The following is a 21,556-nucleotide window of genomic DNA, read 5'->3' as shown; positions in this document are numbered from 1 at the left end:
GAGGAGTGCGGTTCCCCCGGGGAGGGTGCGCCCGGCGGCCAGGTCCCGGGTGAACAGTCGGTCGCCCGGTGGCGTGGGAGTGTTCATCGGATCTCCTCCTGCTCCGGTGGACCCCTTTGGGGACACGGTGTTCTCGGAAGGAAGCCCGTCGGAGCCCGCCCGGCCTCTCGGCTCCCCGTTCCGCAGGAGCGGCGGGTACGGCGTTCCCGGAACGAGCTCCCTCCGTAGGCCGGAAAGAGGCAATTCTTCTTCCGGATTAGGTAGACGGCGCCGTGGGGCCGGGCGGGAACCGTGCGCGGTGGTGTGGTCTGAGGGACCCACGGGCTGAGATCCGGCAAAACGGAGGGCGGCGATGAGCGAAGAGCCGAAGGCACGCCCCTGGTGGACACCACCGGGACTCAGCGGTCCCCTGGGTCGATCGGTGCGCGGTGACGTCGTCGCCGGACTCACGGTGTGGGCGGTGCTGGTGCCCGAGAGCATCGCCTACGCCACCATCGCCGGGGTCCCGCCCATCATCGGTCTGTACGCGGCCCCCGTCGCCCTGCTCCTCTACGCGTTGCTGGGCTCCTCCCGCCAGCTGGTGGTCGGCCCCATGTCCTCCACCGCACTGCTGTCGGGGACCGTGGTCGCGGGCCTGGCTGCCGGCACGGACGAGGCGGTGGCCTTCACCATCGGCCTGGCGCTGGTCGCAGGGACCATCGCCTTGGTGGCCGGACTCCTGCGGCTGGGGTTCGTGGCCTCGTTCATCTCCGAACCCGTCTTGAAGGGCTTCGTGATCGGCCTGGCGCTGACCATCATCGTGGGACAGCTGCCCAAACTCGCCGGAAGCCCGGGCGGAGAGGGTGAGTTCCCGGGCAAGCTGTGGGGCTTCCTCACCGGACTCGGCCAGGTCGACGCGCTCACCCTGGCCATGGGGTCGGTCGCCCTGGTCGTCCTCCTCCTGCTCAAGCGGTTCCTGCCCCTGGTTCCCGCCTCGCTGGTGGTCGTGGTGCTCTCCATCGCCGCCACCTGGACCCTCGGACTGGACCGCTCTGGGCTCGCCATCGTCGGTCCGCTTCCGAGCGGTCTGCCGTCCGTGGGCCTGCCCGACCTGGCCTGGTCGGACTACGCGTCGCTGGTCGCGGGCGGGGCGGCCATCGCCCTGGTCGGGTTCGCCGAGGGGCTGGGGGCCGCCCGTACCTACGCCGCCAAGTCCGGGGACCGGATCGACACCGACCGTGAACTCCTTGGTCTGGGCGGAGCCAACCTCGCCTCGGGCCTGTGCTCGGGCATGGTGGTCAACGGCAGCCTGTCCAAGACCGCGGTGAACGGGGCGGCCGGGGCGCGTTCCCAGGTCTCCGGGCTGACCGCGGCCCTGCTCACCGTGCTCACCCTGCTGTTCCTCACCGGGCTGTTCGAGAAGCTGCCCGAGGCGGTGCTGGCGGCGGTGGTGATCGCCGCCGTGATCGACCTGGTGGACGTCTCAGCACTGCGGAGCCTGTACCGGCTGACCACCCCGGCGCTGCGCGACGTCTACGGCCTGGCCGCCCGTACCGATTTCCTCGCCGCCCTGGCCGCCCTGCTGGGGGTCCTGTTGTTGGGCACCCTGCCCGGGCTGGTCGTCGGTGTCGTGATGTCCCTGCTGTTGCTGTTGCGCCGCTCCTCCCGGCCCCACGTCGCCGAACTCGGACGGGTGCGCGGCCCGGGCGAGCGCCCCCGATGGGTCGACGCGGAGCGCGAAGCGGCGGCCGAGCCCGAACCCGGTGCGCGGGTACTGCGTGTGGAGGGCGGCCTGTACTTCGCCAACTCCGAGTACGTGCACGACCGGGTCGTGGACACCGCCCGGTCCACGGACGCGAGCGGTGTCGTGCTGGATCTGCGCGCGGTCCCCTTCGTGGACGCCACCGCCGCCCGCATGCTCGACCGCCTGGCCGACGACGTGGCGGTCCACGGCGCCCACCTGTACCTCGCCCGTGACCTGGGCCAGGTACGCGACATGCTCCAGTTCCCGGGGCCGATGTACCCCTCGGTCGAGGAGGCCGTACGGGCGGCCCGGGGACGCATGGACCGGGAGGACGGCGCGGGAGGGCGGAGCCCGTGAAAGGGCGCACGCGTGAACCGCCGTCGGCCCCAGGGCCCGCGTCCGCCCCGCACCCACGACTGCTCCCGGAGGAACCGTGCTCAGCGCGCTCGGACAGGTACTGCCCTTCGTCCTGGGACTCATCGCAGGCCCCATCCCGATCATCGCCCTGATCTTCGTGCTCATGGCGCCGGGCGGGCGGGGCAAGGCGGTCCTGTACGTCGTGGCCTGGATCGCCGTCGTCGTCGTGATCGCCACAGGGGTGGGTCTCGTCGCTGGGGGCGGTGACGCGACCGCGCCGGGGGAGTCACCCGCCTGGGTGGCGTGGGTCCAGCTGCTGCTGGGGGCGCTGCTGGTCCTGATCGCGCTGAAGACCCTCAGAGGCCACCTCACCCGTCCGGTCGCGGCCGAACCCGAAGCCCCGTCCTGGATGGCGGCGATCGACACCATGGGCGCCGGCAGGGTCATGGGGTTGGCCGCGTTGCTGGCGGTGGCCAACCCCAAGAGCCTGGCGATGGTCCTGGGTGGCGGCGCGGCTATCGCGTCCTTCGACCTCGGTTTCGCCGGGACGCTGTCGGCCGCAATGATCTTCGGCGTCCTGGGCGCCATCGGCCTGCTCGTCCCCCTGGCCACGGTGGCGCTCTCCGGCGCCCGGGGTGTGGAGAGCCTGCGCCGGGCCCGAACCTGGCTGGTCGCCAACAACGACGCCGTCACCATGACCGTGCTGTTCGTCTTCGGCGGTGTGTTCGCCGCCAAGGGGACGGGCGTGCTCCTGGGGTGAGGCCGTGCCGGGCTTCCGAGGAGGGCCGGACGCTCACCTCATGTGCATCGCGAACCCGGTGGTCTCCGGAACCGACAGGCCGGTGTTGCGTGCCGGGTGCGATGGAGGCTCTGGTGTGTACCGGGATCGCCTTACGCCTTCTTCGGGCATCTGTCCGCGGGGAAGCGACTTCTGAGAGGGGGCTCGTGTCCGCGGTCCGGAGCTGGCCTGCCGTGGCGGCGTGGACCGTGGTGGAGGCGGCTACGCCGCCCGTACGATGCGGTCATGGGACTGTTGACCCCGCTCGCCGTGCGGATCGGCGCCATCTCGTGGATGCCGAGACTGCTGCCCCAGATCACCGGACTCGACCGGGGCCTCCAACAGGTCAGCCGCGGATACATCGGGATACTCGACCTCGTCGGTCTGCCGAACATCATGCTCACGGTCAACGGGCGGATCAGCGGTGAGCCGCGCAAGACGCCCCTGCTGTGTGTTCGCGACGGCGCGCACCTGCTCGTCGCCGGCTCCTCCTTCGGCGCGCCCAGGACACCCCAGTGGGTGCACAACCTCAGGGAGGCCCCCACCGCCCTCGTCGAGAAATCGGGGCGGAGCGTCGAGGTCGAAGCCGAGGAACTCACGTCCCACGAACGGGACCGGGCCTGGGCGCTCATGCGCGTGGTCTGGCCCAACTACGCCCTGTACGAACGACGCACGGACCGCCTCATTCCCGTTTTCCAGCTGACCCCTGTCTCCGTCTGACGCCCGTCGGCGGTCGGCGCAGCCCGGCCCGCTATGGCACGGAGTGCACGCACCACCGGGCTCCGGGGGGACGCGTGGGTCTGACGCGTGCGGTGGGACTCCGCATGACGAGCGCGCTGTCTTCAGGTGAAATCTGGAGACGGGCGGTCCTGCCCGGGGACCGCTTCGACGCCGACGGCCGATGGGCGTGTCCGCTGGTCAGATCTCCGCGTGGACGGCCCCGGCCAGGGGGTTGAACACGATTCGGGCTCCGTTCGCTTCCTACACAAACGATCGGCTTGATGGTAGGAAGTCAACGCAGAGGGCTCTCCGCTATCCCCCGAGCCTTTCGGAGGCTTCCCATGATTCGCCGGTGGTCGATCCGCTCACGCACGGGTACCGCAGTGGCCGCGGGTTCCGTCCTGATCCTCACCCTCTCCCTCGCCCCGGTCGCCCAGGCGAGCACGGCGCGTGAGGACCCGCGCGATCACACCGGGTTCAGCGAGACCGTCGAGATCCCGCCGGGCGGCTCGGTCGCCACGGTCGAGGATCCCGAGCCGCGGCTGGAGACGTTCAACGCCGAGCGCCCGGTTGCCCCCGGTGTCACGCTGAACTCGTTCGAGGCCTACGGGCCGGACGGCTACACCGGGACGCCCACCTGGTTGCAGGCCGACCTGTTGACCGCCGACCTCACCGGCGGGGTGAGTGTCGACTACCTGTTCCCCGGCCGGGTGACCGAGCGGGAGCCGTTGAGCGTCCAGGCGGACCGGGCCGGTGCGGTCGCCGCGGTGAACGGCGACTTCTTCGACATCAACGCCTCCGGAGCGCCGCAGGGCGTGGCCGTGCAGGGCGGTGAGGTGATCCAGTCCCCGGCCACCAACGACTACCGCGGGTCGGCGGCGGTCTTCACGCCCGACGGGCTCGGCTCGATCGGGGAGGTGTTCTTCGAGGGGACCGTCGAGCTGCCGACCGGGGAGACGCCGTCGCTGGACGCGATCAACAAACCGGCGCTGGAGACCGGCGGGATCGCCGCGTTCACCCCGCTGTGGGGGACGTACTGCCGGTGCCGGGCGGTCGAGGGGGCGACGGAGACGCTGGAGGTGGTCGTCACCGACGGTGTCGTCTCCGAGATCGTGGAGGAGCCGCGCGAGGGCGGGATCGCCGACGATTCCTTCGTCCTGGTCGGTCGCGAGAGCGGCGCCGCGGCACTGGCCGACCTGGCCGTGGGCGACCCGGTAGGCATCGACTACGACGCGCGGGCCGCCGGGGACCAGGAGCTCCACGCCGCGCTGAACGGCCGTCAGCTGCTCGTCGTCGACGGGGAGGTCCAGCGTGCCAGCCAGGGCAACAACACCCCGGGCGCCCCGCGCACGGCCATCGGGTTCTCCGAGGACGGCTCGCAGATGTACCTGCTCAGCGTGGACGGCCGGCAGCCGTCGTTCTCCGAGGGCGTCGGCCTGGACGAACTGGGCGAGATGATGGTGGAGGCCGGCGCGCACACCGCGCTCAACCTCGACGGCGGCGGCTCGACCACCATGGTGGCGCGGGAGCCCGGCGCGGAGCAGGTGCGGGTCGAGAACCGGCCCTCGGACGGCCAGGAGCGCTTCGTCCCCAACGGGCTCGCCCTGTTCGCCCCCGAGGGCAGCGGCCGGCTCGACGGCTTCTGGGTCGAGACCCTGCTCGAACCCGGACGCGGCGACGGCCCCGCCTATGTCGCACCGACCCGGCCCTACCGGGTCTTCCCCGGGCTGACGCGGACGCTCACCGCAGCCGGTCACGACGAGACCTACGCACCGGTCCAGGCCGATCCGAACTGGCGGTCCGGTGACAACCGGGTCGGCACGGTGGACCGGGACGGCGTGTTCACCGCGCGTTCTGCGGGCACCGCCACCGTCACGGCCCGCCAGCGGAGTGCCACGGGGGACATCGAGTTGACGGTGCTGGGCGAGCTGGCCCGGCTCGAGACCACGTCCGGGCGGGTGGGGCTCGCCGACGCCGAGGCGTCCGCGGTGGTCGGGGTGACCGGCTACGACTCCCGCGGGTTCGCCGCGCCGGTCGAGCCGGCCGATGTCGAGCTGGACATCGACGAGAGCGTCGCGCGGGTCTCGGTGACCGAGGACGGGCGGTTCGAGGTCCGGGCCGCCACCGACAGCGGGGCCACGGTCGCCACCGTCCGGGTCGCCGGCGTGGAGACGAGCTTCGCGGTCACCGTCGGCCTGGAGGAGACCGTCGTCGCCGATTTCGAGGACGCGGCCGACTGGTCCTACTTCGGCGAGCGCGCGGACGGGGGCGTCGCCGTGGCCGAGGGGCGGGACGGCGCCGCGGTGGGGCTGACCTACGACTTCACCGCCTCGACCGGGACCCGTACCGGCGGCGTCCTGCCGCCCGGCAGGGAGCTGGAGATCCCCGGACAGCCGCAGGAACTGCGTGCCTGGGTGCACGCCGAGGGCAACGGGGAGTGGGCCAGCCTCCAGGTCTGGGACGGCTCCGGCCAGCTGCTGCCCGCGCTGCGTGCCGGATACCTCGACGAACCGGGGTGGCAGCAGCTGGTCTTCGAGGTGCCACCGGGCACGCAGTACCCGCTGTCGCTGCGCCGCCTCTACTTCGCCGAGACCGACCCGGGCGCCGGCTACCACGGCGAGGTGGTCGTCGACGAGCTGACCGCGATGGTGCCGCCGCCGGTGGACCTGCCGCCCGCCGAACCGGTCGTCGACCCGGTGGTGGCGTCCGGCGAGACCGTGGCCGGCCAGGACTGGCGGTTCGCCGTCCTGTCCGACGCCCAGTTCGTCGCCCGTGACCCGGACAGCGGGATCGTCGCCCAGACACGGCGCGCGCTCCGCGAGATCCGGGCCGGTGACGCCGAGTTCCTCGTCATCAACGGCGACCTGGTCGACGAGGCGGCGCCGGAGGACTTCGCGCTGGCCCGGCGCATCCTCGACGAGGAGCTGGAGGGCGAGCTGCCCTACTACTACGTGCCGGGCAACCACGAGGTGTCCGAGGGCACGCTGGACAACTTCCGGGAGGCGTTCGGGGAGACCCGGCACGTGGTCGACCACCACGGCACCAGGTTCATCTTCCTGGACACGGCGCGGTTCTCCTACCGGGCCGGGGACTGGTCGCAGCTGCCGCTGCTGCGCGAAGAGCTCGACCGCGCGGCCGACGACCCCGCCGTGTCGTCGGTCGTGGTGGCCCAGCACGTGCCCCTGCGCGATCCGCTGCCGACCCGGGCGAGCGAGCTGTCGGACCGCAAGGAGGCGGCCACCGTCGAGGGCTGGCTGGCCGAGTTCCAGTCCGGGAGCGGCAAGGGCGCGGCGTTCATCGGCGCGCACGTCGGCGTGTTCCACGCGGAACGGGTGGACGGCGTGCCCTACGTCGTCAACGGCAACGTCGGCAAGAACCCCTCGGCCGGTCCCGCGGACGGCGGCTTCACCGGCTGGTCGTTGTGGGGTGTGGACACCGGCGGTGACCCCGCGGAGGACTGGGTGGCGACCGAGCTGCGCCCCCACGTGGACGGGCTGGTACTGGAGGCGCCGGCCTCGGTCGGTGTCGGTGAGGAGGTCGAGGTCACCGCGACGGTGGACAACGACGGCACCGCGGTGCCGGTCGCCTACCCGGTGAGCGCGGACTGGTCCGGTTCCGACGGCGTCCACATCGGCCCGGCCGGGGATGCCGGGGCCGATGACGTCGCCGCGTTCGACCCGGCGACGGGCCGGTTCAGCGCGCTGGGGGAGGGGACGGTCGACCTCGCAGTCACGGTGAACGGCGTCACCGAACAGGTCACCATCGCTTTGAAGCCCTGACGTCGGACCCGGAGACCGCCACGACCGGCCCGGCTGTTCCCGGAACGAGGACCCCTTCCTCCCCGGGTAACCGGGCCGGTCCGGTGCGCGGGACAAGGGGGACATGGCTCGGTTCGCCGGTCCATGGGACCGCCGTCGCCGCGGTCCGTGTGGGTGTTGTGCACCGGGACGACAGCCGACGAGTCGGCGAAAGGCGCCCGGTGTCCACAGGAGTGGGCCCGTCCCGGCGCCCGTTGCGGTGGAGGGTCTCCGCCGTCGACAGGCCGGTGGCGGAGACCTCGCGGCGAGACCCTGTTGCGGAGACTGTGCCTCCCCCGTGAGGCGGATCGCGACGGCCGGGCACGCACTCATGGAGTTGCGGACGGCTGCGTACCCGGCCCGGGGCGGCGTCCTGCCGAGGAGCACGACGGTTCCGTCGCGTTCGTGCTGGTCGAACACCCCTGGTGCCACAGATGCGCACTGGTCGGCTCTGGGGCACGCTCTCCGGTCGGCGTGGACTCCCATGCCCTGCCTCTCCGTCCGCAAGGACGTCCATGAGTTGTCCGGGAGGCGGTCCGAGCTTCGGGCGCCAGAGCTGCTTACGGGCTACTTGTCCTGTGCGCCGGGCGTTCGGGGGAACCACCCGGGAGAGGTGGTGTCGGGGGCCGTGTCCGCGAAACGCGCCACTCCCGGTACGGCCAGGGGGAGCAGGGCGGTGAGGAAGAGCATGGCGATCGCGAGGAGCACGGGAAGGTGGAGGCCGAACGCCGTGACCATGAGGGGGGCCAGCATCAGTCCCACCGGCTGGAACAGGAACGCGCCCATCTCGTCGAGGGCGAACACCCTGCCCCGCAGGTGCGGGGGGACGGACCTCTGCAGGGCTGCCGGCCAGTACACGATGAACATCGCCGGTCCGAGACCGTTGACGACCATGGCCACGACGAACAGCCACATCGGGACGGGCACGAGGTAGCAGGCGAGCGCGAAGGACAGCGTCAGTGTTCCCAGCATCGCGGCTGCCCCCGGGTAGGTGGGGCGCCGGTGTGCGGCCACGGCCATGCCCAGGACGGATCCCAGAGCCGTCGACGCGGTCAAAATCCCGAACCACGCGACTTGGCCCCGCTCGTCGAGCACGATGGGGAGAAAGATGGTCATGGGCGCGAGAACGAAGAGCACCTGCACAGTTCCGGACACGATGGTCGCGGTGATCCAGGGCCGTTCCCAGACGGCTCGGACGCCGTGCCATGCCTCCCTCGCCACACTGGTCCGGAGCCCATCACGTTCGATGCGGGGTTCGGCGATGCCCAGGAGCATGATCAGACTGACGGCGTAGGTGACCGTGTTCGCCGCGAAGGCCACCTCGCTGCCTCCTGCGGTGATGACGGCCGCGCCCAGGACCGGCCCCAGGACAGCGGCCAGGCGTGCTCCCAGCACCTTCAGCGCGTTTCCCGACTCGAGGTCGCCGTCGACCAGGAACGTGGGGATGACCGCAGAGTAGGCCGGTCGGAAGAGGCCCCCGCCTGCGCCGACCGCACAGGTGAGTGCGATCCACACCCACAGGGGGCCCTCTGCGGGAACGAAGACCAGGCCGAGGACGGCGGCCCCGCGCACGAGGTCGGCCACGGCCATGACCCTGGTCCTCCTGAAGCGGTCGGAGACGACCCCGCCGTAGGCGATCGTCAGGATTCCCACGAGACTGCGCAGTCCGAGGACCAGGCCCAGGTCCACCGCCGACCCTCGGCCGATGACCATGGCGTGCACCAGCGCCACGTAGAAGACCCCGTCGCCGAGGTGGCTCAACAACTGGCTGCTCCACAGCTGAGAGTAGGCGCGTGATCGGAAGGGCTTCAGCAGCCGGGGGGTCCTTCTGGGTGCGGAGGGGGCCATCAGGGCCTCGTTCCCTGTCGCCGTGCCGGACGTTCGGTTCCTTGCCGGGGTGCTGCTTCTGGTCCGCCTGGACCCATCGGGTCGAAGAACCGGCTTCCTCGGATGACCGCCACCGGACAGTTCGGACGTATCCCTCACAGGCGATCGCGAGCACGTGAGAGCGTCGTCCTTCCACGCAGGACGTCGATCCCCATCAGACCCTACATATCAAGCAAGCGCTTTCCGAGTTGGTGGGCACAGTTGGCCGCATGCGGTCATCGCTCCGGAAACGGGCGCACGGTCATCCCCGTTCTCCGGTGGGAAGAGCCCTCATCGGCGGGCCTGACGACAGAGCTCGGAGACCGCTCCCGCCCTGCGCTCGGGGCGGGGGAGTCGCATAGGCGCCCCCGCCCCTCGGTTGCGTCCACCGCGCTCCCGGTGCCGGGGGCGGTACGCGGGAATCGGTGGCAGACCGGGGATGTTCTCCACGAACATGACCGAGCCGTGGCTGGACCCGAAGACCATCGACCACCTCCTCGACGACGCCCGGACCTGGGCCGTCGTCGGCCTGTCCAACGACACGGGGCGTACCGCCTACCGGATCGCAGAGTTGCTGCAGGCCAGGGGCAAGCGGATCGTGCCGGTCCACCCCGGGGCCGCCGCGGCGGGTGAGGAGGTCCTGGGGGAGAGGGCCTACGCGACGCTGGCCGATGCGGCCGCCGCCGTCGGAACCATCGACGTCGTCGACGTCTTCCGCCGTTCGGAGGCGGCCGGTGAGTTCGCCGACCAGGCCGTCGCGATCGGCGCCGGCGGTGTGTGGTTCCAGCTCGGGGTCCTCGACGAGGAGGCGTTCCGGCGCACGCGGGAGGCCGGGGTGCCGATGGTGATGGACACCTGCCCCGCCATCGAGTGGGGCAGGCGCGACGCCTGAGCGGTGGGGACCGGTCGGGCCGGGTGGCGTTCCCCGACGACTCCCGGCCCGCACAGTCCAGGGCGCCGGGTCACGGTCTCTTCCCGCGTAAGAGCTCCTCTCGAAGGTCCCGACCGCCGCCCTGTCCGTGCTCGGCGCAGACCCGTGCGGTGCCGCCCCGAACTGTTCGAAGGGCGTCCGTCCGGGACCGGACCGGACCCGGAACCGTGACTCTGTGAATTCGGACCCGGTATTCCTCCGTGGCCATTGCGCCCCTTTCGCTGTCGACGCCTCCCCGACTACTCTATGCTGCCCCACGCATTGCGGGAGTGCCCGGGAAGCGGCGGTGCGTCTTGGCGGAAGAAAGGCCTGGAAATTTCAGATGGAACTGCTAGGATTCTCCGCGAAGCATTATTCGGGAATCCGGTGTCCTGCTTTTTCGAGGGCGGAGCACCGACGGGTTTCGAACGAAGTCCGAACGCCGGTCCCCGCAGCGCTCGTTGACGAGACACCCGCTCCGACGGAAGAGGGTCCACCATGGTCGCCGACCGCCGCGCCGACATCCCCTTCGAGGCGTGGGGCGGCGCAGATCCGCAGCACGGCAGGCTGACCTGCGGTCAGCGTTTCATCTGGGACATCATCGACGACCTCGCCCCGAACGACGAGCACCTCAACTCCGAGCTCCTGTTGGACGTTCCCGGTGGCACGGAGCTCGAGGTGGTCCTTCGTTCGGTCCGCGCTCTGGTGGAACGCCACGCCTCGCTGCGCACCCTGTACACCGTGGACGAGGAGGGGGAGCCCGTCCAACAGGCGCACGCGCGGGGAACGATCCCCGTGGCGGTGATCGACACGGAGGAGGACACCGAGCGGGTGGCGGAGGAGACCGCGCGGGCGAGCGCGGGCGAGCGGTTCTCCCTGGACACCGAGTTGCCGGTCAGGTTCTCGGTGGTCACCCAGGAGGGAGCCCCCCGGGTCCTCGTCCTCGTCCTCTCGCACATCGTCGTCGACATCTGGGGCCTTCGCCTCCTCGTCGAGCAGACCGGCAGGCTCTTCGAAGGACAGCACCCCGACGACGTCCTTCCCGCCGACCCGTGGCAGCCACTGGACCAGCTGGCGTACGAGGAGTCACCCGCCGGTCGGCGCAAGCTCGAGCGGGCGCACAGATTCCTGCGTGAGAGCCTGGCCGACGTCCCCGCGGGCCCCTTCCCCGATTCCGCGCGAGTGCGGCCCCAGCCGAACCGCTACTGGATGGGCGAGCTCCTCTCGCAGGCGCCCGACAAGGCCGCCCGCCTCCTGGCCCGGCACCTGGGCGTCAGCGCCTCGTCGGTCCTCATCGCCGTCGCGGCGATCACCCTGCACCGGCTCTGCGGGGTGACGGAGTTCGGTTTCTCGCTGCGGACCCTCAACCGCTACGACGCCAGGACGCAGACCGCCGTGGGGCACTACTCACAGGAGCTCCCGCTCGTGCTGCGCCGTCTGGACCGGGAGCTGCCCGACATAGCGGGCGAGGTGCAGCGCAGTGCGGTCTCGATGCTGCGGTGCCCCTACTACTGGCCGCCGGAAATGCGCCGCATCAGGGAGGAGGCCGTGCCCCCCGCGCGTTCGAACGCCACGATCAACTACATCGGCAAACCGGGAGGCGGGCCGACGGAAGCGGAGGACATCCCCGCCGCGGAGCTCCTCGCCGACGCCGGGAACGCCCGGTTCCGATGGCTGTTCGAACACAGCGAGGAGAAGATCCAGTTCCTCCTCTCCTCGCACCCGCGCAGCCTCTCACTCCTCGTCGACACGGCCTACATGCCGCCCGAACTCGCGGAACGGTACCTGCGCACGGTCCAGGACTCGCTCGTGGACCCGGCCCTCTCGGCGGTCCACGGACACTAGCGGGGCGGGATCCGACGGCCGCGACTCGCGCGCGGGGGGCGGGGAGCGGTCGTTCCCGCGGTCCGTCCTCCGCCATGTCCACGGCCGGGGAGCCGCCGGACCCCACGGGGAGGGGCACGGAGAGCCGGCGACCGTGCCGCCGACATCGGCGACCCCGATCGGTGCGGGTCCGTGCCGACGGCGCGAGGACGGCCCGGCACGAAGTCCTTTCGCCAGCCCTGTTTCACCGAGGAAGGGCTGTTGACAGTTCTGCGGGCCGCTCAGTACTGTTCACTCGAAATGCCGGGAGCACAGAGGGTTGGGCGGTCGATTCATGGGATCCGATGTTCGTGAAATCACCGACGAAAAAGTTCTGGGCGTGGTCGTTTCCGGCCTCCCCGGTTTCAGGAACACCGAACAGCTGACCCCGCAATCGGACCTCTGGGCCGCCGGGATGGATTCCCTGTCCAATATCTCCGTCATGGTGGCGATCGAAGGCGAGTTCGATATCGAATTCCCGGACGAGTTCCTGACGCCCGAGGTTTTCACCAGCGCCGCGAACATCGCGGAGGCGGTCCGCGCGATCCTCGGCGGCCGGACCGGCTGACGGCCCGCCCGCGGTACGGGCGGGCCGCGCGTCTCACACCTGCCGCACCGGGTCCAGGCTCACCTCCCGCAGGGTCTGGGCGGACCCCTCGGCGATGCCGATCAGTCCGGCCTCGATGGCGGCGGCCGTCCTGGCCGGGCCGTCGCCGGGCATGAGGCGCTCGCTGGCCCCCACGCCGATCAGCGCCCCCTCGCCCACGGCGATCGCCAGGTGCAGGTTCGCACCGGTGCGCTGGCCGGACCCGCGCCACTGGACCCCGGTCAGCAGGGGGGAGCCCGGCGCGGGCTCCGCGTCCACCCCGCCCAGGAAGTTGAAGTGCCTGGCGAAGCCGGTCGGCTCGGGGTCGGGCTCCCCCTGGTCGCGCAGCCGCGCCGCGAGCGCGTCGACGTCGTAGGAGCCGTGCATGTAGGCCGACAGGCACTGCACGTAGGTGGCCTTGAGGAAGTCCAGGGGGTGGGCGTCCTCGTCGACGGCCACGGTCACCGGGGCGTACTGGTTGAGCGAGCCGACCACCCTTGCCCAGCGCTCGTCGACCCGGTTGGCGGCCATGAGCGCGAAGGTGAGCCTGTCGCGCGACTCGAACCGGGAGACCGCCAGGGCGCCGACGCCGAGCAGCACGGACTGGACCGACACCCGCAGGTCCTCCGAGAGCTTCCGGGCGGCGGCCAGGCCCTCCAGGCTGTAGACCGAGGCCCGGCGGCGCCTGCTGGTGTCGGCCGGATCGCGGTCCCCCAGGTCCTTCCAGACCCCCGCCCAGTGGCGCAGGCTCCGTTCGCCGGCCTCCGGGCGCTCCCGCTGTGCCAGCGCCAGGTCCAGGGGCTGGGGCCCGGGCTCGGGGTCCCGCCCCTGGAGGAGGCGGCCGAAGTCCTCCTCCAGGACGGCCAGCGCGGCGTTGTCCGCCGCGACGTGGTGGATGGCGGTCACCAGGTAGAGGGGTTCGCCCTCGAAGGTGGCCACGGCCGCGCGCCAGGGCCGGCCCGCGTCGACCGGGATCGGTTCGGCCGCGTACCCGGCGGCCAGTTCCAGCGCGGCGGCCGCGGTGTCCACGGCCAGTTCGACCGCCGGGACCTGCGACGGCTCGAAGGGGTGTACGCGCTGGGCGGGGGTTCCCTCGGCCGTGTACGAGCTCCGCAGGCCCTCGTGGGCCTCGACCAGGCGCAGCCAGGCGTCCATGACCTGGGCGGTCCCGACCCCGAACGGCACCTCCCAGGCGCTGGTCAGGTTCGCGACCGCCTGTGCGCCGGGGCCGTGCACGGCGAGGGAGCGCAGGACGGAGAGCTGGCCGTGCGTGAGCGGCCCGGTCCGCGCGCTCATGAGCGGGCCGCCTTCATGGCGTAACCGCTCAGCAGGGTCTGCTGGATCTGGGAGGTGCCCTCGATGATCTCCAGCACCTTGGCGTCCCGGTAGTACCTCTGCACGGGCGCCTCGGCGCCGATGCCCTGCGCCCCGTGGATCTGGACCGCGTGGTCGGCCGCCCGCACCGCCACGGTCGAGCTCCGGTACTTGGCCATGAGGGTGTGGTGCACGGCGTCGGGGTCGCCCTGTTCCACGCTGACGCCGGCGTGGTGGCACAGCAGCCGTGCGGCCATGGTGTCCGTGGCCATGTCGGCGAGCATCTGCTGGACCAGCTGGTGGTTGGCGATCTCGGTCCCGTACTGCACGCGCCGGCCCGCGTACCGGGCGGACGCCTCCAAGCAGGCCTGTGCCAGGCCCACCGCGCCCCAGGCGGTGCTGTACCTGCCCAGGTCGAGGGCGTTGGAGGCGACGAAGGCGAGCCCCATCCCGGCCCTGCCGAGCAGTCGGGCGGAGGGGATGCGGCAGTCGTCCAGGGTGATGCGGCCCAGCAGCGATCCGCGCAGGCCCATCAGCCCCCGGACGGGCTCCACGGACAGGCCCGGGGTGTCGCGCTCCACGAGGAAGGCGGTGTGCTGTCCCTCGAGCGAGGCGAACACGAGGAAGAGGTCGGCGGTCTGCGCGAAGCTGATCCACTTCTTGTCGCCCCGCAGGACGATCTCCTCGCCGTCCCTGGTCGCGGTGGTCGCGACCGCTTTGGCGTCGCTGCCCACATCGGGTTCGGTCAGGGCGAACGCGGCCGTGACCTCGCCCGAGACGATGCGCCCCAGCCACCGGTCGCGCTGCTCCGGTGTGCCCCACCTGGCCAGGGACAGCGCGACCATGTCCTGGCACGCCACGAAGTTGCGCACGGTCTGGCAGGCGCGGCCGAGCTGCTCCGAGAGCAGTCCGTACTCGACCATGGGCATGCCCGCGCCGCCGAGCTCCCCGGGGACGGTGGCCCCGAGGTATCCCCGCTCCGCGAGCAGGGCGACCACCTCGGGGGAGAGGGTCTGCCCGGCGTCGAAACCGTCCGCGCGGGGGGCCAGGTGTTCGTCGGCGAAGGCGCGGAACTCGCCGAGGCGGTCGGACTGGTGCTTGGTGAGGTGTGTGAGTGTCAACGGGGTCCTCGGCGTGGTGCGGTTCTGTGGGTCGGTGGTCCGGGACCGCCCGCTGCGGTCCGCGGGCGGCGCGCTAGTCGGGTCTGCGGGCGGTGCGGGGGTCGTCTCCGCCGGTCAGGTTGGCCAGGACCACCTGGTCGGGGGTGAGGCGTCCGGCCGCCGCCTCGTTGCGCAGGGCGGCGACGGTGGCGGCGGAGGAGTGGCACACTTCCAACCCCTCCAGCTTGTGGAGCAGTGTGCGCGCCTCGACCAGCTCCTCCTGGCCGACCTCGACGATGCCGCCGCCGGTGCCGGCGGCGATGTCCCTCATGTACGGGTAGGTGGCCCGGGCGTCGCCCAGCAGGATGGCGCGGGCGAGGCCGGCGGGGTCCTTGACCACGTCGTCCTCGGTGAGCTCTTCGCGCCCCTCCCGCCATGCCCTGGCCATGGGCGCGCAGGTGTCCTGCTGGACCATCAGCATGCGGGGCACCGCGGTGAGCCGCCCGGTCGCCACGTACTCCTCGGCGCCCTTGCGCGCCGCCAGCATCCCCATGCCGCTGCTGACGGCCTGCACGACGACGTCGGGCTGGACGTCCATGGAGTCGAAGGCCTCCAGGTAGGTCAGCTTCAGGCCCTCGCGGCGGGCCCAGTTGAAGAAGCCGCCCTCCCACACGAGCCCGTTCTCCTCGGCGAAGCGCTGCGCGGCGCGGCTGGCCTCCGCGTAGCTGCCGTCCACGACGGTGAGGGGGGTGCGTTCGCCGGGGACGGCGCGGTGGTCGCCCGCGAACTCGCGGCCGCAGAAGAAGTGCGCGCGCATCGAGCCGTCGTGCTCGACGGCGCGGGCCAGGGACGTGGAGCTGTTGCCGGTGCTGGAGGCCACCCACTCCTCGATGCCGAACTGCCGGAACACGGCCAGGACCACGGAGGCGAGCCGGTCCTTGGTGGTTCCGGTCGGCTGGCGGGACTCGTCCTTGACCCAGAGGTTGGGCAGGCCCAGCAGGGCGCCGAGCTCGGGGGCGGGGCGGCAGGGCGTGCGCACGCTGATCCCCGCCGCGGGGAGGAACCGCGGCTCGACCGGCAGGAAGTCCTGGTAGGCCAGTTCCGGTCGGCCGCTCTCGCGTGGGGCGGCTCCGTCCAGGTCCAGGCGGGGGTCGAGTGCGCCCGTACATCGTTCGCAGCGCAGTGTGAACTGCGGTTCGCACTGCCATCCGCACAGGAGGCAGGTCAGGGCGAAGGCGGGGGAGGGGGCGGAGGCGTCGGCGTCCACGGGCATGGAGGTCCTTTTGCGCGAGAAGGATCGGGGGTCGGGCGCCGGCTCTTCCGGTGGCGGGCGCGGGCGTGCGGCGCCGTTGCGGGCGGTCGGCCGGTGCGGTTCGGGGTCAGGCCGGCGGGGGAGGGGTGTCGCGGCGGACGCGCACCCCCAGCTTTTCGAGGTTCTCCAGGGCCTGGAGGAGGCCGGTGCGGTCGTCGGGGCCCTGGCGCATGGTGGTCAGGACGGTGGCCCGGCCGCCGTGCGCCCGCACGCTCTGTTCCAGGGCGGGGGCCAGGACGGGGTGTGCGCTGATCTCGACCAGGACGTCGTGCTCGGCCAGGAGGAGCTCGGTCGCCTCCGCCAGCAGGACGGTGTGCCGCAGGTTGCGTGCGAAGTAGGCCGCGGTGGCCTCCTGCCACTCCAGTTCCCGCCCGGTGACCGAGGAGATCATGGGGAGCCGTCCCGGCCGGGGGCGGAGTTCTCCCACGGCCCGTTCGAGGTCGTCCATGACCGGGTCGATGGCCGGGCTGTGCGCGGGCAGGTCGACGCGGACCATCGCGCACAGCACGTCGCGGGCCTGGAAGTCGGCGACGACGGCCCGCAGTTCGGCGCCGTCCCCGGCCAGCACGGTGGTCCTGGGGCCGTTGTGGGCGGCCACCTCCACCGTCGATCCGCGGGCGTCCAGGTGGGCGACGAGTTCTGCGGCCGACAGCTCGAAGACCGCCATGCCGCTGCCGCGGCCGGCGACGCGGCGCTGCTGGTCGCTGTAGTGGTGGATCAGCCGCATGGCGTCCGGGATGTCGAGGACGCCGGCGATGACGCAGGCGGCGACCTCGCCGAGGCTGTGGCCCGCGACCGCGCCCGGCCTCACGCCCGCGTCCTCGAGCCAGGCGGCGATGCCGATCTGGACGGCGCACAGCAGGGGCTGCATCACCCCCACGTCCCCGGACCGGATGTGCGGTTCGTCGAGGTGGAGCTCCTCCAGCAGGGACCAGCCGGTGTGCCGGGCCAGCTCGGCGTCGCACTCGCGCAGCACCGAGCGGAAGACCGGTTCGGTGCGGAGCAGTTCGCGCGCCATGCCCGCCCACTGCTGGCCGTAGGGGGAGCACACGAAGGCCACGTTCGGCGCCTGTGCGGCGGCCGCAGCCGGCCTGCCGGTGTCCGGGGCCTGCCGGGCGCCCTCGCGGCCCAGCTCGCTGATGCGCAGGTCGGGGGTGGAGGCCGCGGCCTCCAGCAGGTCCAGGAAGTCCTGTGTGAGCTGTTCGGCGTCCTGGTGGGTGTACAGGTCGCGGGCGTAGGTGAGGCTGGTGTCCACCCCCGCGGGGGTCCTGTCGTCGGTGAAGTCCTCGATCAGCTCGAAGCGCAGGTCGAAGCGGGTGATCCCCTCCTCCACGGGTTCGCGCTCCACCGTCAGCCCGGGCAGTTCCAGGTCGGCTGCGGTGGTGTTCTGGAAGGCGAGCATGACCTGGATGAGCGGGTGCCAGGCGGGGGAGCGCTGCGGGGCGAGCGCCTGCACCAGGTGGTCGAAGGGCACGTCCTGGTGGGCGAAGGCGGCCAGACACCTGCCGTGCGTCTGGGAGAGCAGTTCGCGGAAGGTCGGGTCGCCGTCGGTCCGGTTGCGCAGGACGAGGGTGTTGACGAAGAAGCCGACCAGGTCGTCCAGCGCCTCGTCGGTGCGGCCCGCGGTCGGGGTGCCGATGGCGATGTCCGTGCCGGCGCCCCTGCGCGTCAGCAGCGCGGCCAGCGTCGCCTGCACCACCATGAACACGCTGGTGCCGGTGGAGCGCGCCAGTTCCTGCAGTGCGCGGTGGGTGCGGGCGGGGACGCGGGCGGGGACCCGGCCGCCCCGGTGCGAGGGCGTCGCCGGCCGGGGGCCGGTCGCGTCGATCTCCAGCCGGCCGGACAGCCCCTCCAGCTCCTCGCACCAGAAGCGGGTCTGCCGGTTCAGCGGGCTCTGCGGGTCCTGCGGTGCGCCGAGCAGCTCGCGGTGCCACAGGGTGTAGTCGACGTACTGGACCGCGAGGTCGGTCCAGGGCGGTTCCGCGCCGGCCCTGCGGGCGGCGTAGGCGGCGCCGATGTCGCGGACCAGCGGCGCCAGCGACCAGCCGTCGCAGGCGATGTGGTGCACCACCAGCAGCAGCACGTGCTCGCGTTCGCCCAGGCGCAGCAGCCGGGCGCGCAGCGGGGTCTGCGCCGTCAGGTCGAAGAGGTGGCCGGACTCCGCGGTCAGGACCTGGGCGAGGTCCTCCTCGCGGACGAGGTCGACCTCCAGGCCGACCGGGGCCTCCTCGGGGTCGAGCACGATCTGCTGGGGCCGCCCGTCCCAGTCCGGGTAGGCGGTGCGCAGGCTCTCGTGGCGGGCCACCAGGTCCTCCAGCGCCCGGCGCAGCGCCGCGACGTCCAGCTCGCCGCGCAGCCGGTAGGCCATGGGCATGTTGTAGTTGCCCGCGCCGCCGTGCAGGCGGTTGAGGAACCACAGCCGCCGCTGCGTGTACGAGAGCGGGATCTCCTCGGGCCGCTCGGCCGGGGCCAGTGGCGGGCGCGGATCCCGGCCGGCCTCGCCCAGCCGCTCGGCGAGCTCGGCGACCGTGGGGGCGTCGAAGACCGCGCGCACGGGGAGGTCCACGCCCAGGACGGCCCGGATGCGCGTCGTCAGCCTGGTGGCCAGGAGCGAGTGCCCGCCCAGGTCGAGGAAGGAGTCGTTCACGGAGACCGACTCCACCCCGAGGACCTGGGAGAACAGGGAGCAGAGGAGGTCCTGCACCCGGTCGCGGGGCGGTCGGGCACCGCCGGTGCCGGTGGCGCCCATCTCAGATCCCGCCCGCGGCGCGCACGCCCGCACGGACCGGGTCCGGCCAGCCCTGCTCGTCGGTCCCGAACTGGCTCAGGAAGGCGAACACGAGCCGTTCCAGGCCGAACCCGACGCACCCGCTGTGGGAGGGCCCCTCCCCGCGGGTGATGTCGAACGCGCGGCCGAACAGGTCGTCGTGGAAGTTGAACGAGCCGACCGCGATGCTGCGGTCGGGGCCGACGGGGAGCCGCAACTCGTACTTGAGCTCCTGCAGGCGCTGCGACCAGATCCGTGCGGAGGTGTCGGAGCCGCTGAAGAACGGGTCGTTGCCCACCTCGCACCAGCCGCTCAGGCCGAGCTCCTCGAGGAAGGCGAAGACCTTGCGCATGTAGCGCTCCCGCGCCCGCGCGACGTCCTCGCGCGATCCGAGGAAGACGATCTCCCGGATGGTGAAGTCCCAGAGCCGCTCCAGGGTGGTGGAGTAGCCCGCCTCGAACCGGAAGGACTTGCCGCGGGAGGTGACCACGTGCAGGCCCTCGCCCTCCAGCGCCCGCCCCCCGTACTGGGCGAAGGTGTGGTAGCACATGGTCGGCGGCAGGCAGTAGTCCACGTTCCCGCACGACTGCAGCACCGAGGGGCCGATGCCCGTCCGGGGGTAGGTCTCCTGGAAGGACCGGTAGACGTCGATGTCGTTGTGCAGCCGCGTGACGAACATCAGGTGCTGGGGGAAGGACGTGAAGTACCCGGCCCTCTCCAGGGTCGAGGTCCTGATCAGCGTCGGGTACCGGAACTCGCGTGCGGAGTGGTCCTGCGCCAGGATTCCCAGGACCGCGCGGTCGAAGTAGGCGAACAGGGACAGCAGGGGCTCTCCGACGGCGACCTGGCCCTCGCCGACCTCGGCGACCGCTCCGGCCGCGGCCAGGCGCTCGAACGTGTCGCCGTCCGCGGCGCGCTCGTGCGGCGAGGTCCACACGGACTTGGGCCGGGTCGGCATCTGCGGGCGCACGTCGTTGTCGACCATCCGGTTGACCTTGGCCTCCAGCCCGTCCTCCCCGCCGGGCCCGCGGGTGGTCAGGTCCACCGCCGTCACCGTGTCGCCGTCCCCGACCAGCGCGAAACCGGAGATCTGCGGGGACACGAAGTACAGCCGCCTCTCGATCTCCGGCCCCAGCGTCCCGGGGACGGGGGTGTGCAGGGCGACGCGTGTGGGTCCGCCGCCGGCCGGGGCCGGCGGCTGGTCGTTGCGGTGCGTGTGGTTCACGGGGGTGCCTTACTCGCCGTTCGGAAGCAGGGGGCGCACGGGGGCGGGGGCAGCCGGTGCGCGTCGGGGTCAGCTCTGCGCGTTCGTCCTGGACGTGGCCAGGCGGACGAGGCCGTTCACCGTGCGGAAGTTGTCGAAGTCCATGTCGTCCGGGCCGAGCGTCAGCGCGAACTCCTTCTCGACGAAGGCGGCGAGCTGCATCGCGAACAGGGAGTTGACGTAGCCCAGGGCGAAGAAGTCGTCGGTGTCGGCCAGCGGCTGTCCGCCGGTGTGCTCGTGAAGGAACGTGTGGATGCGCTCTCGGGCGTTCTCGGTCGTCATGTCCGTGTCTCCTGTCGGGGGTCGGAAGGGGGTCAGTAGGTGTAGAAGCCCTGGCCGCTCTTGCGGCCGAGCAGGCCGGCGTCGACCATCTTCTGCAGGAGCGGGGCCGGACGGTACTTGCTGTCGCGGAAGCTGTCGTGCAGGACGGTGATCGAGTTGAGGATCGTGTCGAGGCCGATGAGGTCGCCGGTCTCCAGCGGCCCCATCTTGTGGCCGAAGCAGCCGCGGAACATCTTGTCGACGTCCTCGGCCGAGGCGATCCCCTCCTGCACGCAGAAGATCGCCTCGTTGATCGTCAGCATCAGGACGCGGTTGGTGATGAAGCCGGGGGCGTCCTGGACGACGATCCCCTCCTTGCCGAGGTCCTTGAGCAGGCCCAGCGCCGTGTCCAGGGTCTGCTCGGAGGTGAAGTGCCCCTGGACGACCTCGACCGTGTCCATCAGCGGCACGGGGTTCATGAAGTGCAGTCCGAGGATCTGGGGAGCGCGTCCGGTCACCGACCCCACCCGGGTGATGGGCACGGCCGAGGTGTTGACGCCGAAGACCACGCCGGGGCGGCACAGGGAGTCGATCTCCTCGTAGACCCCGCGTTTGACGTCCCAGTCCTCCGTCACGTTCTCCACGACGAAGTCGGCCTCCGCCATCGGCGCGAGCCCGGTGCCGGTCCGGATGCGCGCCAGCACGTCCTCGGGGCGCTCCGACGGGGTCCGGCCGCTCAGCATGCCGTTGACGAGCAGGTCGCGCCCGATCTGGCTGATCGCGCTGTCGATCTGTGCCTGGGAGACGTCGACGAGGACCACGTCGAACGACGCCTCGGCGAAGGCCTGGGCCACGCCGCGCCCGATGGTGCCGGCGCCGATCACGCCCACGGTGCGCACACTCACGCGGTACCGCCTTTCCTGGTTCGGGATGGGGGA

General features: G+C 71.9%; 15 protein-coding genes. 7 read left to right on the top strand and 8 right to left on the bottom strand.

All coding sequences use genetic code 11. The annotated features are described in order from the left end of the window. Nucleotides 1-352 precede the first annotated feature (352 nt). The 4 genes from ACQPYD_RS19420 to ACQPYD_RS19405 all read left to right on the top strand — a co-directional run bounded on the left by ACQPYD_RS19420 (nucleotide 353) and on the right by ACQPYD_RS19405 (nucleotide 7,357). Nucleotides 353-2,080, top strand: coding sequence for a SulP family inorganic anion transporter (locus tag ACQPYD_RS19420; RefSeq protein WP_433697007.1), 1,728 nt, complete (start codon nucleotides 353-355; stop codon nucleotides 2,078-2,080). A gap of 76 nt (nucleotides 2,081-2,156) precedes the next feature. Continuing rightward, complete coding sequence (locus ACQPYD_RS19415; RefSeq protein WP_433697006.1) at nucleotides 2,157-2,840, top strand: GAP family protein; 684 nt, start codon at nucleotides 2,157-2,159, stop codon at nucleotides 2,838-2,840. A 264-nt stretch (nucleotides 2,841-3,104) separates the two neighbouring features. Then, nucleotides 3,105-3,578, top strand: a complete 474-nt coding sequence (locus tag ACQPYD_RS19410; protein ID WP_433697005.1) for a nitroreductase/quinone reductase family protein — start codon at nucleotides 3,105-3,107, stop codon at nucleotides 3,576-3,578. A gap of 341 nt (nucleotides 3,579-3,919) precedes the next feature. Then, complete coding sequence (locus ACQPYD_RS19405; protein WP_433697004.1) at nucleotides 3,920-7,357, top strand: phosphodiester glycosidase family protein; 3,438 nt, start codon at nucleotides 3,920-3,922, stop codon at nucleotides 7,355-7,357. Between the two features lie 585 nt (nucleotides 7,358-7,942). On the opposite strand, the gene ACQPYD_RS19400 is transcribed toward ACQPYD_RS19405, so the two are convergent. After that, the gene (locus tag ACQPYD_RS19400; protein WP_433697003.1) at nucleotides 7,943-9,223 is read right to left on the bottom strand and encodes an MFS transporter; all 1,281 of its coding nucleotides are present in this window, start codon (nucleotides 9,221-9,223) and stop codon (nucleotides 7,943-7,945) included. 457 nt (nucleotides 9,224-9,680) lie between these two features. Between ACQPYD_RS19400 and ACQPYD_RS19395 the strand changes: the two genes are divergently transcribed. The 3 genes from ACQPYD_RS19395 (at nucleotide 9,681) to ACQPYD_RS19385 (ending at nucleotide 12,582) form a co-directional block, all read left to right on the top strand. Beyond that, a complete protein-coding gene (locus tag ACQPYD_RS19395) occupies nucleotides 9,681-10,133 on the top strand; it encodes a CoA-binding protein (RefSeq protein WP_433697002.1) in 453 nt (150 codons plus the stop codon). Nucleotides 10,134-10,649: 516 nt separating this feature from the next. Further along, nucleotides 10,650-11,996: a condensation domain-containing protein gene (locus ACQPYD_RS19390; protein ID WP_433697001.1), complete on the top strand. Its 1,347-nt coding sequence runs from the start codon at nucleotides 10,650-10,652 to the stop codon at nucleotides 11,994-11,996. 313 nt (nucleotides 11,997-12,309) lie between these two features. Continuing rightward, a complete protein-coding gene (locus tag ACQPYD_RS19385; protein ID WP_433697000.1) occupies nucleotides 12,310-12,582 on the top strand; it encodes a phosphopantetheine-binding protein in 273 nt (90 codons plus the stop codon). Nucleotides 12,583-12,615: 33 nt separating this feature from the next. Here the strand turns inward: ACQPYD_RS19385 and ACQPYD_RS19380 are convergent, their stop codons facing one another. The 7 genes from ACQPYD_RS19380 to ACQPYD_RS19350 form a co-directional block, all read right to left on the bottom strand. Further along, nucleotides 12,616-13,896, bottom strand: a complete 1,281-nt coding sequence (locus tag ACQPYD_RS19380) for a condensation domain-containing protein (protein ID WP_433696999.1) — start codon at nucleotides 13,894-13,896, stop codon at nucleotides 12,616-12,618. Then, entirely contained in the window at nucleotides 13,893-15,035 is a 1,143-nt protein-coding gene (locus ACQPYD_RS19375; protein ID WP_433696998.1) for an acyl-CoA dehydrogenase family protein, read from the bottom strand. The genes ACQPYD_RS19380 and ACQPYD_RS19375 overlap by 4 nt, the downstream gene beginning before the upstream one ends. Before the next feature lie 73 nt (nucleotides 15,036-15,108). Next, entirely contained in the window at nucleotides 15,109-16,287 is a 1,179-nt protein-coding gene (locus tag ACQPYD_RS19370) for a threonine synthase (protein WP_433696997.1), read from the bottom strand. Between the two features lie 106 nt (nucleotides 16,288-16,393). Then, entirely contained in the window at nucleotides 16,394-19,075 is a 2,682-nt protein-coding gene (locus ACQPYD_RS19365) for a condensation domain-containing protein (protein ID WP_433696996.1), read from the bottom strand. Nucleotide 19,076: 1 nt separating this feature from the next. Beyond that, nucleotides 19,077-20,318: a hypothetical protein gene (locus ACQPYD_RS19360; RefSeq protein ID WP_433696995.1), complete on the bottom strand. Its 1,242-nt coding sequence runs from the start codon at nucleotides 20,316-20,318 to the stop codon at nucleotides 19,077-19,079. Between the two features lie 69 nt (nucleotides 20,319-20,387). Next, complete coding sequence (locus ACQPYD_RS19355) at nucleotides 20,388-20,639, bottom strand: acyl carrier protein (protein WP_433696994.1); 252 nt, start codon at nucleotides 20,637-20,639, stop codon at nucleotides 20,388-20,390. A gap of 32 nt (nucleotides 20,640-20,671) precedes the next feature. Then, nucleotides 20,672-21,523 (bottom strand): 3-hydroxyacyl-CoA dehydrogenase family protein, encoded by an 852-nt coding sequence (locus ACQPYD_RS19350; RefSeq protein WP_433696993.1) that lies wholly within the window; start codon nucleotides 21,521-21,523, stop codon nucleotides 20,672-20,674. Nucleotides 21,524-21,556 lie beyond the last annotated feature (33 nt).

The organism is Nocardiopsis sp. CA-288880, from assembly GCF_050955985.1.
Classification (GTDB): domain Bacteria; phylum Actinomycetota; class Actinomycetes; order Streptosporangiales; family Streptosporangiaceae; genus Nocardiopsis; species Nocardiopsis tropica.
The sequence above is the reverse complement of the archived record's forward strand: the minus strand, read 5'-3'. Positions and strand labels throughout refer to the sequence as shown.

Bases quoted from the DNA above. Each gene is read 5' to 3' on its own strand.
- ACQPYD_RS19390 (WP_433697001.1), top strand. From the start codon at position 10,650: ATGGTCGCCGACCGCCGCGCCGACATCCCCTTCGAGGCGTGGGGCGGC.
- ACQPYD_RS19420 (WP_433697007.1), top strand. From the start codon at position 353: ATGAGCGAAGAGCCGAAGGCACGCCCCTGGTGGACACCACCGGGACTC.
- ACQPYD_RS19395 (WP_433697002.1), top strand. From the start codon at position 9,681: ATGTTCTCCACGAACATGACCGAGCCGTGGCTGGACCCGAAGACCATC.
- ACQPYD_RS19355 (WP_433696994.1), bottom strand. From the start codon at position 20,639: ATGACGACCGAGAACGCCCGAGAGCGCATCCACACGTTCCTTCACGAG.
- ACQPYD_RS19385 (WP_433697000.1), top strand. From the start codon at position 12,310: ATGGGATCCGATGTTCGTGAAATCACCGACGAAAAAGTTCTGGGCGTG.
- ACQPYD_RS19400 (WP_433697003.1), bottom strand. From the start codon at position 9,223: ATGGCCCCCTCCGCACCCAGAAGGACCCCCCGGCTGCTGAAGCCCTTC.
- ACQPYD_RS19380 (WP_433696999.1), bottom strand. From the start codon at position 13,896: ATGAGCGCGCGGACCGGGCCGCTCACGCACGGCCAGCTCTCCGTCCTG.
- ACQPYD_RS19365 (WP_433696996.1), bottom strand. From the start codon at position 19,075: ATGGGCGCCACCGGCACCGGCGGTGCCCGACCGCCCCGCGACCGGGTG.
- ACQPYD_RS19405 (WP_433697004.1), top strand. From the start codon at position 3,920: ATGATTCGCCGGTGGTCGATCCGCTCACGCACGGGTACCGCAGTGGCC.
- ACQPYD_RS19410 (WP_433697005.1), top strand. From the start codon at position 3,105: ATGGGACTGTTGACCCCGCTCGCCGTGCGGATCGGCGCCATCTCGTGG.
- ACQPYD_RS19370 (WP_433696997.1), bottom strand. From the start codon at position 16,287: ATGCCCGTGGACGCCGACGCCTCCGCCCCCTCCCCCGCCTTCGCCCTG.